Here is a 14,401-nt window from a genome sequence, read left to right on the forward strand (position 1 = left end):
CCCGCCGGTCAGTCCTTGACGGCCGGTTCCTCGGCGGGCGGCTCCTCCAGCCACCCCTCGGGGCCGGCCGGCGCGTACCCGGCGTAGCTCTCCTCCTCGCGCAGCCGACGGGCGGTGCCGAGCACGAAGGCGTCCGGGGCGCCGTCGAGCACCCCGCCGGACGGGTCGTCACTGCCGTCCCAGCGCACCGGGTCGCGGTCCGGCAGCAGGATGTCCCGGATCACCATGCCGACCAGGTACAGCGTGCCGAGCAGGTGCAGCACGATCGCGAAGTGGTACCAGGACTCGCCGATGCCGTGCTGCTTGGGCCCGGTGACGAAGCCCAGGTGGGACCAGATGCCCAGGGTGTAGAGCACCTCACAGGCCTGCCAGATCAGGAAGTCCCGCCAGCGTGGCCGTGCCAGCACCGCGAGCGGCAGCAGCCAGAGCACGTACTGCGGCGAGTACACCTTGTTGAACACCACGAACGCGGCCACCACCAGGAAGGCCAGCTGGACCACCCGCGGCCGGCGGGGCGCCGCGAGGCCGAGCCAAGCTATCCCCGCGCAGCTCAGCAGCATCAGGAGGGCGATGAAGGTGTCGAGGTTCGCCAGCCCCACGCCGCGGTTCTGCATGAGGACCAGCCACAGCGAGCCGTAGTCCTCGGTGCGGTGCTTGCTGAAGACGTAGAAGGTCGACCAGCCCTGCCAGTTGGCCATCATGATCGGCAGGTTGACCAGCAGCCAGGTCCCGACGGCACCGCCCAGCAGGGCCCGCAGGTCGCGGGTGCGGCCGGCCCGCCAGCAGAGCACCACCAGCGGCCCGAGCAGCAGCACCGGGTAGAGCTTGGCGGCGGTGGCCAGGCCGATGAACACCCCGGCCCAGGCCGGGCGCGAGCCGGACCACCAGGCCAGCGCGACGGCGGCCAGCGCGACGGCCAGCAGGTCCCAGTTGACGGTGGCGTTGAGCAGCAGGGTCGGCGCCAGGGCGAACATCAGCGCGTCCCAGGGGCGGCGCCGGTGGGTGCGGGAGAGCGCGACCACGGCGACCACCGCGCAGGCCATCAGCAGACCGGCGTTGATCGTCCAGAACCACCGCTCCTGGTCCTGCAGGGCGCCGCCGCCGGGCGTCAGCCAGGCCGCGATCTGCATGAACAGGCCGGTCAGCACCGGGTACTCGAGGAACTGGAGGTCACCGGTGGTGCCCGGGATCCGGTCCACGTACGGGTGCAGGCCGGCCGCGAAGCCGCGCCCCGAGAACAGGTGCGGGATGTCGCTGTAACAGGCGTGCACGTACTGCGGCGAGCCGGGCTGGAACCAGGCGGCGTCGTAGCAGGGCAGCTTCTGCGCCATGCCCAGCACCGAGACCACGATCACCACCAGCGCCAGGAAGCGCGCCGGGATCCACCAGGAGACGCCGAGCAGCGCGCGCCGTCCGGGCGGGCCGCCGATCACCTCGCTGCCGGCCGCCGCGACCGGATCCTCGTCCGCCGGCACCACCACGGTGTTGGCCTGCGGACCGGCCGGCGGCACGGGAACGGCCTCTTCGTCACGAACGCTGGACGTCATGGCGGACATCCTGCCGCACCCCGGCCGCCCGTACGAGGAGGCCCCTGGGCCTTTTCCGCGGGCGGGCGGCGAGGGCCCGGCCGCCGGGCGGCGGGGTACCGGCACGAACCGCTCCGAATACGACGAAACGGCGGCGGGGGCTCTTTCGGAGCCTCCCACCGCCGTTCCGGGTCACCGTCCTGCGGGGTCCGCCTACGGGGCCGCCGCGCTGCCGCCGCCCGCGGGCGGCGTCGCCGACCCGCTGGGCTTGGGCGGCTTGGTGGTCGGACCGCCGGTCGCGCCGCCGGCCCCGCCGCCCGGCTCGGTGGTCGTCGGCGCCGTCGGCGTGGTGCAGCCGATCGGGCCGAGCAGGCAGGTCGGGGACGGTGTGGTGCCGCCCGCGCCGCCGCCGCCGTTGCCACCGCCGCCGGTACCGCCGCCGGTGCCGCCACCGGTGCCGCCACCGGGGTTCGGGTTGGTCTTGGTCGGCACCGGCGCGGTGGGCACGGTGCCCGGGCAGTCGACGCCGGGGACGCAGGCCGGTCCCTGGGTCGTCGGCGGCTGGGCCGGCTGGCCGGCGTTCGGGTCGGCCGGGGCGGTGGGCGCGGTCTCGGTCGAGGTCGGCGTCGGCGTGGCGCTCGCCGTGCTGGGCGCGCCCGAGGAGTCGACCTGAGAGCCGACCGGCTGTGGGGTCGGGAAGTCCAGCTTCTTCTCGTTGGCCAGCGCGGCCTTCATGTACCGGGTGAAGACGTCCGCCGGGACGTCACCACCGTGCACCGAGTCCTTGCCGCCGGTGCCGTTGAGCGAGAGCCGCCCGGGGTGCGCCGCGTCCTCGCGCCACATCGCCACGCTGGTGGTCAGCTGCGGGGTGTAGCCGACCCACCAGGCCGACTTGTTCTCGTCGGTGGTACCGGTCTTGCCGGCCACCGGGCGGCCGAGGGTGTTGGTCTTCTTGCCGGTACCGTTCTTCGCCACGTTCACCAGCACGTCGGTGATGTTGTCGGCGACGGCCGGCTCCAGCGCCTGCTTGGTCTCGTGCTTGCCGAAGCCGGGCCGCTCCTTGCCGTCCATCAGCACCTTGGTGACCGAGTACGGGTCGGCCTGCTTGCCGCTGGCGGCGAAGGTCGCGTAGGCGTCGGCCATCCGGATCGGGCTGATGGTGGAGACGCCGAGCGGGAAGGTGGCGGTCTTCGCCTCCTTTTCGAGGTTCTCCTTGCGGATGCCCATCGCCTCGGCGATCTGCATCACGTTCTCGCCGCCGACGTCCTGGTTCAGCTGCACGAAGGGGACGTTGTAGGAGTACTGCATGGCCATCCGCAGCGAGACGTAGCCGCGCTTGCCCTTCTCCTCGTTCTTCTGGCGGTAGGGCTTGCCGTCGTCCCCCATCACCAGCGAGCCGTCCGGCTTGCGGATCTCCGACATGTCGTCGGAGAGGTAGCGGCTGTCGGCGTTGATCCGCTTCGGCTTGCCCTTGTCGTCGGTCGCCGTCTGCACGCCGGTCTGCATGGCGGTGGCCAGTACGAAGGGCTTGAAGGTCGAGCCGACCTGGACGCCCTGGGCGTCGGCGTTGTTGTCGTGGTGGCCGTTCTCCACGCCGTCACCGCCGTAGATGGCGACGATCGCCCCGTCGTTGGGGACGACGCTGGCCGCGCCGAACTGGACGAAGTTGTCGTTGTCCGGGCGCTTCTGCGGGTTCAGGGTCTCGGCCTTGACGTCGTCCACGGCCTGCTTCAGGGCGTCGACCTTGTCCTTCTGGAAGGTCGTGTAGATCTTGAAGCCGCCCTTCTCGATCGCCCGCTGGTCGATCGTCGGGTCCTTGGCCATGACGAACTTGTTGGCGGTCTCGACCAGGTAGCTGATCTGGCCGTTCATGTTGGCCGGCGGGACCTGTTTGATCGGCTGGGGGAAGGCGGTGCACTTCGCCCGCTCCTCGGGGGTGGTGTTCTTGGTCTCCACCATCCGGTCGAGGATCCAGGTCCAGCGCTCCTCGGCGCGGGCCTGGTTGGCCTTGATCGTCGGATCGTAGTACGACGCGCCCTTGAGCAGTCCGGCCAGCATGGCACTCTGACACAGGTCGAGGTCCTTGGCGTTGACGCCGTAGTACGCCTGCGCGGCTGCCTGGGCGCCGGTCGCGCCGCGGCCGAACCAGCTGGTGTTCAGGTAGCCCTTGAGGATTTCGGGCTTCTTGAACTCCTGATTGACCTTCAGGGTGATGAAGAACTCCTTCACCTTGCGCGAGAGCGTCTGCTCCTGCGTCAGGTAGGCGTTCTTCACGTACTGCTGGGTGATCGTCGAGGCGCCCTGGGTCTCGCCGCCCTTGGCCATGTTGACGACGGCGCGCATCATGCCCTTGGGATCGATGCCGCTGTCGGTGCGGAAGGTCGCGTTCTCCGCCGCGATGACCGCGTTCTGCAGGTTGGGCGAGATGTCGGCGAGCTCGACGATCTGCCGGTTGGTCTCTCCCTTGCGGGCCATCTCGGTGCCGTCGGCCCAGAAGTAGATGTTGTTCTGGTCGTTGACCAGGGCGTTCAGCTTGGGGATCTCGGTCGTCTGGTAGACGTAGAAGACCGAGCCCACGCAGGCCGCGACGAAGAGCAGGACGGCGCTCAGCCACTGCCGCCAGGACGGCAGCCAGCGGCGGAAGCCCTGCTTGCCGAAGCGCGGGTAGTCGATGAACCGCTTCTTGCCGGGGCCGCCGCCCGAGCCGCCCGGACCTGCCGCCGCCGCTCCGCCGGTGGCCGCCGCACCGCGCCGACCGCCCTTCTGGGCCGCCTTGCGCATCTCCGCGCGGGTCATCCGGGGCTGCTGGGCGGTGTCCCGCCCGCCCTGCGGCCGGCGCCGGCCGAGGCCCTCCGAGCCGATCTCGTCGGGCCCGGCGCCCGCCTCGCGCCCGTTGTCTCCGCCCGGGGGACGACCGTCGCCGCCTGGCGACCTGCGTCGTCGTTCGCTCATGTTCCAGCTACTCCTCGCCAGGCCGGTCGAGCCTGAAGGCAGGGTCCACGTCCGATGCCCGCAACCGCCCTAACCCCGGAGGTGGTCCTCGTGCACACGCGACAGCGTACGCAGCTCGGAAACCGACCTAATCGGGCATCAATCGCCAATAGCCACAAAACGGCGGCAGATCATTACACGGCCGTTGCCAAGCCTGCCCGCGCGTCGGCTTGTGATCACATTCACGCGCGTCCCCCTTGCCCGTTCGGAGACCCAGGCTTACTGTTCTCGATATATCGAGCCGATACATCGGAGCGACATACCGCCGAAGGAGGCGGGTCGCGGACCGGCCGGGGAAGGGAGGACGACGGCAGTGGGCAGGCGCTCAGGAGTGCTGGAGTTCGCCGTTCTCGGACTGCTCCACGACGCCCCGATGCACGGGTACGAGCTGCGCAAGCGGCTCAACGTCCTGCTCGGCTCGTTCCGCGCGTTCTCCTACGGGACGCTCTACCCCTGTCTGAAGAGCCTGGTGGCCCAGGGCTTCCTGGTCGAGGACAACCCGGACGTCGAGTACGTCCCGGCCACCGCGCTCAACGGCAAGCGGTCCAAGATCGTCTACCGGCTCTCCGCCGAGGGCAAGCAGCGGTTCGAGGAACTGCTCGCCGACTCCGGCCCGGACGCCTGGGAGGACGAGCACTTCGGCGTGCACTTCGCCTTCTTCGGCCAGACCGACCGGGCCGTGCGGATGCGTGTGCTGGAGGGCCGCCGCAGCCGGCTGGAGGAGCGCCTGGAGCGGATGCGCAACTCGCTCGCCCGCGCCCGGGAGCGGTTCGACGACTACACCGTCGAGCTGCAGCGGCACGGACTGGAGTCGGTGGAGCGCGAGGTCCGCTGGCTCAACGAGCTGATCGAGACCGAGCGGGCCAACCGCACCGGCCGGCCCGGATCGCCGGCCGGCGCGACCGGCCCGGCAGTACCCAAGACTTCGGACGGCCGAGGCGAGGAGGACGGGTCCGTGGACCCGCCCGGGCCACCGTACGACCGCCCGGGGCGCTCCGACCAGGAGCGCTGACACCGCGTCAGCCCTGTGCCGCGCGGCAGGAGTGGGCGCGCACGCGCCCGTCAAGCAGTCATCGAAGAAGCAGGACGAGTCCCGCCGACCCTCGGCGGCGCTCATGAGATCACAGGGAGCAACCGGAATGGGTTCGGTTCGCGTAGCCATCGTGGGTGTGGGCAACTGCGCCACGTCGCTGGTGCAGGGTGTCGAGTACTACAAGGACGCCGACCCGGCCGGCAAGGTCCCCGGGCTGATGCACGTCCAGTTCGGTGACTACCACGTCCGTGACGTGGAGTTCGTCGCCGCCTTCGACGTCGACGCCAAGAAGGTCGGCCAGGACCTCGCGCACGCCATCACGGCGTCCGAGAACAACACCATCAAGATCTGCGACGTGCCGCCGACCGGCATCACCGTCCAGCGCGGCCACACCTTCGACGGCCTGGGCAAGTACTACCGGGAGACCATCGAGGAGTCGGACGAGGCCCCGGTCGACGTCGTCCAGGCCCTGAAGGACGCCCAGGTCGACGTCCTGGTCTGCTACCTGCCGGTCGGTTCCGAGCAGGCCGCCAAGTTCTACGCCCAGTGCGCCATCGACGCCAAGGTCGCCTTCGTGAACGCCCTCCCGGTGTTCATCGCCGGCACCAAGGAGTGGGCGGACAAGTTCACCGAGGCCGGCGTGCCGATCGTCGGTGACGACATCAAGTCCCAGGTCGGCGCCACCATCACGCACCGCGTGATGGCCAAGCTGTTCGAGGACCGCGGTGTCGTCCTCGAGCGCACCATGCAGCTGAACGTCGGCGGCAACATGGACTTCAAGAACATGCTCGAGCGCGAGCGCCTGGAGTCCAAGAAGATCTCCAAGACCCAGGCCGTCACCTCGCAGATCCGCGACCGCGAGCTGGGCTCCAACAACGTCCACATCGGTCCCTCGGACTACGTGGCCTGGCTGGACGACCGCAAGTGGGCCTACGTCCGCCTGGAGGGTCGCGCGTTCGGCGACGTCCCGCTGAACCTGGAGTACAAGCTCGAGGTCTGGGACTCCCCGAACTCCGCCGGTGTCATCATCGACGCCGTGCGCGCCGCGAAGATCGCCAAGGACCGCGGCATCGGCGGCCCGATCCTCTCCGCCTCCTCGTACTTCATGAAGTCCCCGCCGGTCCAGTACTTCGACGACGAGGCCCGCGAGAACGTCGAGAAGTTCATCCGCGGCGAGGTCGAGCGCTGAACCTGAGCACCTCCGGGCACTGAGCCCGGTCCCGCTCCGGCACCGAACGGGCCCACGGTCGACGACCGTGGGCCCGTTCACCTTCCGCCGTCCAATGTTTCACGTGAAACACCGGCCCCTTCCATGGCACTCTGGGCACGTGGCGATCACCGAGAACGGCAGTACCCACCGTGCCGCGCACCGCGCCACGCTCCTCGACCTGCTCCGCGGCCGCGACTTCCGCCGGCTGCTGACCGCCCGGGTGCTGTCCCAGCTCTCCGACGGCGTCTTCCAGGTCTCGCTGGCCGCCTACGTCGTCTTCTCCCCGGAGAAGCAGTCCTCGCCCGCCGACATCGCCTCGGTACTGGCCGTGATGCTGCTGCCGTTCTCGGTGATCGGCCCCTTCGCCGGGGTCCTGCTGGACCGCTGGCGCCGCCGCCAGGTGCTCTACCTGGGCAACCTGGCCCGCTTCGGCCTCGGCCTGGTCACCGGCGGGCTCCTCCTGGTCCAGGCGCCGACCTGGCTCTTCTTCGCCTCCGCGCTGCTGGTCACCGCGCTCAACCGGTTCATCCTGGCCGGCCTCTCGGCGGCCCTGCCCCGGGTGGTGCGCGGCGAGCAGCTGGTCACCGCCAACGCCCTCTCCCCCACCCTGGGCACCGTCGCGGCCGCCTGCGGCGGCGGGCTGGGCTTCGTGCTGCACCAGACGATGGCCCCCGGGCCGCGGGCCGACGCCGCCCTGGTCTCGCTCGCCGCGTTCCTCTACCTCTCCGCCGCGCTGGCGGCGCTGCGGATGGACCGGGACCTGCTCGGCCCCGAGCACCACCCGGACCGGCCGGCGCTCGGCCAGGCGCTGGCCCAGGCCGCCCGCGAGCTGAAGGCCGCCGTCGTCCACCTGGTGCGCGACCGCCGTCCGGCGGCCCACGCGCTGGCCGCCGTGACCGCGGCCCGGTTCTGCTACGGCGTGCTGATCGTGGTCGTGGTGATGCTCGCCCGGTACACCTTCAACGACCCCGCCGACAGCGCGGCCGGCCTGGCCACCCTGGGGCAGGCGGTCGGCCTCTCCGCCGCCGGGTTCTTCGTCGCCGCGGTGATCAGCCCCTGGTGCAGCCGACGGCTCGGGCTGGCCGGCTGGATGACTCTCTGCCTGGCGGCGCCGGTGCTCTTCGTGCCCGTTCTGGGCCTCGGCTTCCGCCTGGTGCCCTGCCTGATCGCGGCGCTGCTGCTCGGCGTGGTCACCCAGGGCACCAAGATCTGCGCCGACACCGTGGTGCAGGAGTCGGTCGAGGACGCCTACCGCGGCCGGATCTTCGCCATCTACGACGTGCTCTTCAACGTCGCCTTCGTGGCCGCCGCCCTGGTGACCGCGCTGGTGCTGCCGCTCTCCGGCCGCTCGGTGGCGGTCGTCCTGGGCGTGGCCCTGGTGTACGCCGCCTCGGCCGTGCTCTATCTGCGCGCCGCCCGCCGCACCGGTCCGCTCCCCGGCGACCGGGCCCGCTGAGCGAAGCCCACCGGGCCGGGCGGCGGCCCCTGTCCCCCGGGAGCGTCGGCGCGAGTCGCTAAGGTACGTCAGATCTGTCGCAGCGACAGCGTTCTGTCTCGGGGGACAATCTGATGACCACACCTCCACCCTCGTACGGGCCGCCACAGGGGTACGGCCCCGCGCCGGGCCCGCAGCCCTACGGCGCACCCGGTCCGGGGACCGCCGCACCGCCTCCCCCGCCCGGCTACGGCCACCCGGGCGCCCAGGCCGCGCCCCCGTACCCGCACCAGCCGTACCCGCCGCAGCAGCCGTACCCGGCGCAGGCCCACCCGCAGGCCCCCTACGGCCAGCCCTCGCCGCACGGCTACCCCCCGGCCGCCCCGGTCCCGCCCGGCGCCCCGGCCCCGAAGGGCCGCGGCAAGGCCCGGCTGAAGGCGGTCGGCCTGGTCCTGGGCGTCCTCGCGCTGATCGTCGGCTACTTCGTCAGCGGTCCGAGCGTCAGCGGCGCCAAGGCCGGCGACTGCGTCAAGGCCGGCGGCTCGCGCGACGTCTCGGTGGTCAAGTGCACCGACGGCAAGGCGAACTACAAGGTGCTGGCGAAGTACGAGTCCACCACCGACACCACCCGGTGCCGCGAGACCGCGGGCACCACCAGCACCGTCTCGGGCAAGAGCGGCCGCCGCTGGAACAAGAAGCGGTACGTGCTCTGCCTCGGCCCGCTCGCCGGCGTCCCGCCGGTCAAGAAGTCCTGACCCGCCCGACCTTCCTCCCGGGGGATCCCCTTGTCCGTTCCGCCACCCCAGCTGCCGTACGGCTCGACGCCGCCCGCCGACGGCGCCAACCCGTACGCCACCGGCAACCCGTACGCCGGTGCCCCGGCCCCCCAGCCGCCGGCCGCCCCCGCACCGGCCGGCTACGGCTACCCGGCCGCCCCTCCGTCGGCCGCGCCGCCCGGGTACGGCGCGCCCGCCCAGGCCGCGCCCGGCGGCTACGCCTACCCGCCGCAGGCCGGGGGCTACCCGGCGCCGGCCGGCTACGCCTACCAGGGCGGGCCGGTCTGCCGGTTCTGCGGCGGCTTCCCGGCCGTCGACACCACCGTCCGGGGCCACCAGGGCATCATCATCATCATGCGGTTCCTGAAGCAGCCGGGACCGTTCTGCCGCACCTGCGGCACCGCGATGGTCCGCGACATGTCGGCCCGCACCCTGGTCCAGGGCTGGTGGGGCTACCTCTCCGGGATCTTCACCGTGGTCACCCTGCTGCGGAACCTCGCCGCCCACAACCGGATCAAGGACCTGCCGCCGCCGGCGCCCGGCACCCACGGACCGCAGCTCGACCCGGGCGTGCCGCTCACCAAGCGCCCGCACATCTTCATGCTGCTGCTGCCGGTGCTCGGGATCGGCTCGACGATCGTCCTGATCGCGACCGGGGCGTTCCTCGGTGCCCGGCACGACGACGACCCGTACCGGCCGCTGGTGCTGCCCACGCCCACCACGGTGACCATCCCGGCGCCGACCTTCCCGCCGGCCCACTCGCCGAGCTTCTCGCTGCCGCCGGCCCCGGCGCCGACGATCACGCTGCCGACGCCGACCGCCACCTCCAAGGTGCCCAGCGACATCGACTACGCCAAGGCCGGAGACTGCCTGCGCAACGAGAACGGCACCACGGCCACCCACGACGCCAACCCGCGGATCACCATGCTCCCCTGCACCGACACCCGGGCGCAGTACAAGGTGATCAAGAAGGTCTACGCGACCAGCGACAGCGAGAAGGCCTGCGACAACGTCGAGGGCGCCGAGAGCACCTACACCCGGTCCTCCAGCACCGAGGCGCTCAGCTTCGTCCTCTGCCTGAAGAAGCTCTGACCCCCGCGGACGGCGCGGGGGCGGTCCCGGGTTCCCCCGGCACCGCCCCCGCCCGCCGCCGGTGCTACTGCTGGGCGTCCCACCACGAGCGCAGCGCGGCCACCGCCGCGTCGTGCTCCATCGGGCCGTGCTCCAGCCGCAGCTCCAGCATGTGCTTGTACGCCCTGCCGACCACCGGGCCGGGCTTGAGGTCGAGCAGCTCCATGATCTGGTTGCCGTCCAGCGCGGGGCGGACGGCGTCCAGCTCCTCCTGCGCCTTGAGCTCGTCGATCCGCTCCTCCAGCCCGTCGTAGGTGCGGGAGAGCGCGGCCGCCTTCTTCCTGTTCCGGGTGGTGCAGTCCGAGCGGGTCAGCTTGTGCAGCCGCTCCAGCAGCGGGCCGGCGTCGGTGATGTAGCGGCGCACCGCCGAGTCGGTCCACTCGCCGCCGCCGTAGCCGTGGAACCGCAGGTGCAGCTCGACCAGGCGCGAGACGTCCTCGGTGAGCTCCTTCGAGTACTTCAGCTCGCGCATCCGCTTGCGGGTCATCTTGGCGCCGACCACCTCGTGGTGGTGGAAGGAGACCCGGCCGTCCGACTCGAAGCGGCGGGTGCGCGGCTTGCCGATGTCGTGCAGCAGCGCGGCCAGCCGCAGGGTGAGGTCCGGCCCGTCCTGCTCCAGGTCGACGGCCTGCTCCAGGACGGTCAGCGAGTGCTCGTACACGTCCTTGTGCCGGTGGTGCTCGTCGCGCTCCAGGCGCAGCGCGGGCAGCTCGGGCAGCACGTGGTCGGCCAGCCCGGTGTCGACCAGCAGCCGCAGGCCCTTGACCGGGTGCTTGGCCAGCAGCAGCTTGTTCAGCTCGGCCTGGACCCGCTCGGCCGAGACGATGGCGATCCGGTCGGCCATCGCGGTCATCGCCGCGACCACCTCGGGGGCCGGGTCGAAGTCCAGCTGGGCGGCGAACCGGGCGGCCCGCATCATCCGCAGCGGGTCGTCGGAGAAGGACTCCTCGGGGGTGGCGGGGGTGCGCAGCACCCGGGCCTCCAGGTCCTCCAGACCGTGGTGCGGGTCGACGAAGCCGCGTCCGGGCAGGTCCACGGCCATCGCGTTGACCGTGAAGTCGCGGCGGACCAGGTCCTCCCCGATGGTGTCGCCGTAGGTCACCTCGGGCTTGCGGGAGGTGCGGTCGTACGCCTCGGAGCGGTAGGTGGTGATCTCGATCAGGAAGGAGCCCTGCGGGGTGTCCTTGCGCGCGCCGACGGTGCCGAAGGCGATGCCGACGTCCCAGACCGCGTCGGCCCAGCCGCGCACGAGCCTGAGCACCTGTTCCGGGCGGGCGTCGGTGGTGAAGTCCAGGTCGTTGCCGAGCCGGCCCAGCAGGGCGTCCCGGACCGAGCCGCCGACCAGCGCGAGCCGGTGACCGGCCGCCTGGAAGCGGCGGGCGATCTCGTCGGCGACCGGGGACACCCGCAGCAGTTCCTGGAGGCCCAGGGTCTGGGCCTCGCTCAGGCCGGGGACGACCTGGACGGCGGAACTGGAATGATGGGCGCCGGTCGAGTGGGCGGTGGGCTCATTGGCAGTGGACACGGCTCACAAGGGTACGTGGCCCGGCGGCCCCGCCGCCCGCGCGTTTCCACCCGCTCACTCCCCGGCCCGCAACACCGCTCCCCTCACCACATCGTTACCATGCCGGTGGAACGAGTCCGGGGCACCGACGGCGGGCCGCGGTGCCGTGCGCCGTCATGGCCGCCCGGGCGACGGACGACCACATGTTCTTCAGGCTGATCCTCACGGCATCCCCCACGGCCGGCGGAGCATCCGCAGCAGCACGGCACCAGCAGCAGCAGCGATCGAGAACGGCGAGGGCGAACCCGTGAGCGAGGGCGGACCGCGTGAGTGAGCCGGCACGGTACCCGGGACAGCAGGCGGACGGCCGCCGTGGGCGGGTCCTGCAACGAACGGCCCGGCGGCTGGCCGGCGCGCTCGGCGCCGCGCTGGTGCTCGCCGGGACGCTGCCCGGCTTCCCGGCGGCCGCGGCCGGCGGATCGCGCCCGGCCGCCGACGCGACGGTCAGCGCCGAGTACCCGGTGACGCTGACCATCGACTCGGTGAACAAGCCGGTGGCCGTCCCGAACGGCATCGTGACCGTCACCGGGCACGTCACCAACGGCGGCAGGTCCGTCCTCAAGTCCGCGCACGCGACGGTCCGCAAGCCCTGGGCGGGCAAGCCGCTCACCACCCGCAGCGAGCTCGCCGGGGTGGTCACCCGGACCAGCCCGCAGGGGTCGGACGGCATCTCGCTGGACAGCCCGCAGTACGCGCTGAACGAGCTCGGCCCCGGCCAGAGCCAGCCGTACACGCTGAGCGTCGCCGTCGCCGACCTGCAGCTCTCCACCGAGGGCGTGTACGAGCTGGCGGTGGACGTCTGGGGCTCGACCGCCGACAACCAGCGGGACCGGCCGCTGGGCATCGCCCGGACCTTCCTGCCGTACGTCCCGACCAACCAGCCCGAGGCCCTGCCCTCCAAGGTCACCACCCTCTGGCCGCTGGTGCACGCCCCGGTGCTGGTCGCGCAGACCCTCGCCGAGGGCGACCAGACCGTCCCGGTGCTGCGCGACGACAGCCTGGCCGCCGAGTTCGCGCCCGGCGGGCGGCTGTACGCCCTGGTCGAGACCGGCGCCTCGCTGACCGGGCTGACCTGGGTGGTCGACCCGGACCTGCTGGACACCGCGTTCGCGATGACCAAGGACTACCGGGTGCAGAAGCCCGGCACGGCGGGCCACGCGGCCAAGGACGAGAACACCGTCCGCGGCACCGGCACGGCCGCCGCCACGGCCTGGCTGGAGAAGCTGCGGGGCGCCGTCGCCAAGCCGGGCAGCCAGGTGGTGGCGCTGCCCTACGCCGACCCGGACCTCGCCTCGATCGCGCACAACGCCCCCGAGCTGGAGGGCATCGACGCCGCGCTCGGCAAGGCGGCCACCGCCGGCCGGCTGACCGTCGAGGGCCGGCTCTCGGTGGACACCCGCGCCGACGTCGCCTGGCCCTACGGGGGCTACCTGGACCAGCGGATCGCCTCGGTCGCCCAGCGCGCCGGCGCCGGCCTGGTGCTGGTGAACGGTGCGAGCATGCCCGAGTCGGAGGCGCTGAAGTACACCCCCACGGCCCCCCGGCCGATCGGCAACGGCCAGACCGCCGTGGTCTCCGACCAGGTGGTCTCCTCGCTGTTCGAGGAGGACCTGGCGACCCCGCAGGACCAGACGCTGGCCGTGCAGCGGTTCCTCGCCGAGACCTTCGTGGTCTCCCGGCAGGAGCCGCAGAACTCGCGCGGCCTGCTCGTCATGCCGCCGCGCGAGCTCTCCGCCGGCACCGCCAAGGTGCTGGCCGGCGCCCTCCAGACGGCCCAGGACGGCAAGTGGGTGGAGCCGGTCAAGCTGGACGCGCTCGCCCAGGCGGCGCCCGACTCCAAGGCCAACACGGCCGTCCCGGCGGCCACCGACTACCCGGCCCGGGTCCGCGACTCGGAGCTGCCCGCCACCGCCCTGACCGCCACCACCCGGATCCAGGCCGACCTGGACACCCTGATGCGGGTGCTGACCCTGCCGCAGCGGGTGCGCGGGCCGTTCAGCGCGGCCATGGTCCGCTCGCTGTCCGCCGAGTGGCGCAGCCAGGCCCCGGCCGGCAGCGACTACCGCGACGGCGTGCAGAACTACCTCGACGAGCTCACCGGAGCGGTGAAGGTGCCGCCGAAGCGGGTCATCACCTTCGCCGGTGACACCGGTGTGCTCCAGGTCAGCGTCCGCAACGACCTGACCCAGACGGTCACCAACCTCAAGCTGGTGCTGAGCCCGAGCCAGCCCAACCGGCTCCGGGTCGAGATGCCGGCGGAGGAGCTGGTGCTGCCCGCCTCGCAGAGCGTCACGCTGCGCTTCCCGGCCGAGGCGAAGAACAACGGCACCGTGGGCATGACCGCCCAGCTGTACACCACCGGGCCCGACCCGCAGCCGTACGGCGAGCCGGTGCACTTCACCGTGGAGGTCACCTCGGTGACCAACGGCGTGCTGTACGTCTTCGGCGGCGGCCTGGTGCTGCTCCTGCTCGCGGGCCTGCGGTTCGTCCGCCAGCGCAAGCGGCGGGTGGCGCACGACGACGAGGGCGACGCGCCGCTCGTCCCGGCGGACGAACCGGCCGACGAACCGGCGGACGGACCGGACGCCGGAACGGCGGACGGTGCGGCGGAGGACCCGGGCGGCCTCGACGGCGCCGGCGGAACCGGGCGGACACCGCGCGACAGCCGCGCGGATGGCCGGGATCGGGCCACCAGTGATGAGAAGGTTGGTCCTTGACACCGCCGACACCGCCCG

The 14,401-nt window shown here is 72.2% G+C and carries 9 protein-coding genes; 6 read left to right on the top strand and 3 right to left on the bottom strand.

Annotated elements, in window-relative coordinates:
- Positions 1–8: 8 nt before the first annotated feature.
- Together ACFVFS_RS12715 and ACFVFS_RS12720 are read right to left on the bottom strand one after the other, a co-directional pair.
- Positions 9–1,547: a glycosyltransferase family 87 protein gene (locus tag ACFVFS_RS12715; protein ID WP_380623188.1), complete on the bottom strand. Its 1,539-nt coding sequence runs from the start codon at positions 1,545–1,547 to the stop codon at positions 9–11.
- A gap of 192 nt (positions 1,548–1,739) precedes the next feature.
- Positions 1,740–4,478 (bottom strand): transglycosylase domain-containing protein, encoded by a 2,739-nt coding sequence (locus tag ACFVFS_RS12720; protein WP_380623190.1) that lies wholly within the window; start codon positions 4,476–4,478, stop codon positions 1,740–1,742.
- 352 nt (positions 4,479–4,830) lie between these two features.
- Here ACFVFS_RS12720 and ACFVFS_RS12725 point away from each other — a divergent pair, with 352 nt between their 5' ends.
- The 5 genes from ACFVFS_RS12725 (at position 4,831) to ACFVFS_RS12745 (ending at position 10,063) form a co-directional block, all read left to right on the top strand.
- On the top strand, positions 4,831–5,529 hold the full coding sequence (locus tag ACFVFS_RS12725; RefSeq protein ID WP_380623192.1) for a helix-turn-helix transcriptional regulator: 699 nt from the start codon (positions 4,831–4,833) through the stop codon (positions 5,527–5,529).
- Between the two features lie 127 nt (positions 5,530–5,656).
- Positions 5,657–6,739 carry an inositol-3-phosphate synthase gene (locus ACFVFS_RS12730; RefSeq protein WP_344330013.1) on the top strand — a complete coding sequence of 361 codons (1,083 nt, stop codon included), beginning with the start codon at positions 5,657–5,659 and terminating at the stop codon, positions 6,737–6,739.
- Between the two features lie 139 nt (positions 6,740–6,878).
- A complete protein-coding gene (locus ACFVFS_RS12735) occupies positions 6,879–8,216 on the top strand; it encodes an MFS transporter (protein WP_380623194.1) in 1,338 nt (445 codons plus the stop codon).
- A 113-nt stretch (positions 8,217–8,329) separates the two neighbouring features.
- A complete protein-coding gene (locus tag ACFVFS_RS12740) occupies positions 8,330–8,950 on the top strand; it encodes a hypothetical protein (RefSeq protein ID WP_380623196.1) in 621 nt (206 codons plus the stop codon).
- A 30-nt stretch (positions 8,951–8,980) separates the two neighbouring features.
- Positions 8,981–10,063, top strand: a complete 1,083-nt coding sequence (locus tag ACFVFS_RS12745) for a hypothetical protein (protein WP_380623198.1) — start codon at positions 8,981–8,983, stop codon at positions 10,061–10,063.
- Positions 10,064–10,127: 64 nt separating this feature from the next.
- Here ACFVFS_RS12745 and ACFVFS_RS12750 read toward each other — a convergent pair whose 3' ends face one another.
- Complete coding sequence (locus tag ACFVFS_RS12750) at positions 10,128–11,549, bottom strand: CCA tRNA nucleotidyltransferase (protein WP_380623324.1); 1,422 nt, start codon at positions 11,547–11,549, stop codon at positions 10,128–10,130.
- Between the two features lie 383 nt (positions 11,550–11,932).
- Between ACFVFS_RS12750 and ACFVFS_RS12755 the strand changes: the two genes are divergently transcribed.
- On the top strand, positions 11,933–14,383 hold the full coding sequence (locus ACFVFS_RS12755) for a DUF6049 family protein (protein WP_380623200.1): 2,451 nt from the start codon (positions 11,933–11,935) through the stop codon (positions 14,381–14,383).
- Positions 14,384–14,401: the final 18 nt, after the last annotated feature.

The organism is Kitasatospora sp. NPDC057692, from assembly GCF_042799475.1.
In the GTDB taxonomy this organism is placed as follows: domain Bacteria; phylum Actinomycetota; class Actinomycetes; order Streptomycetales; family Streptomycetaceae; genus Kitasatospora.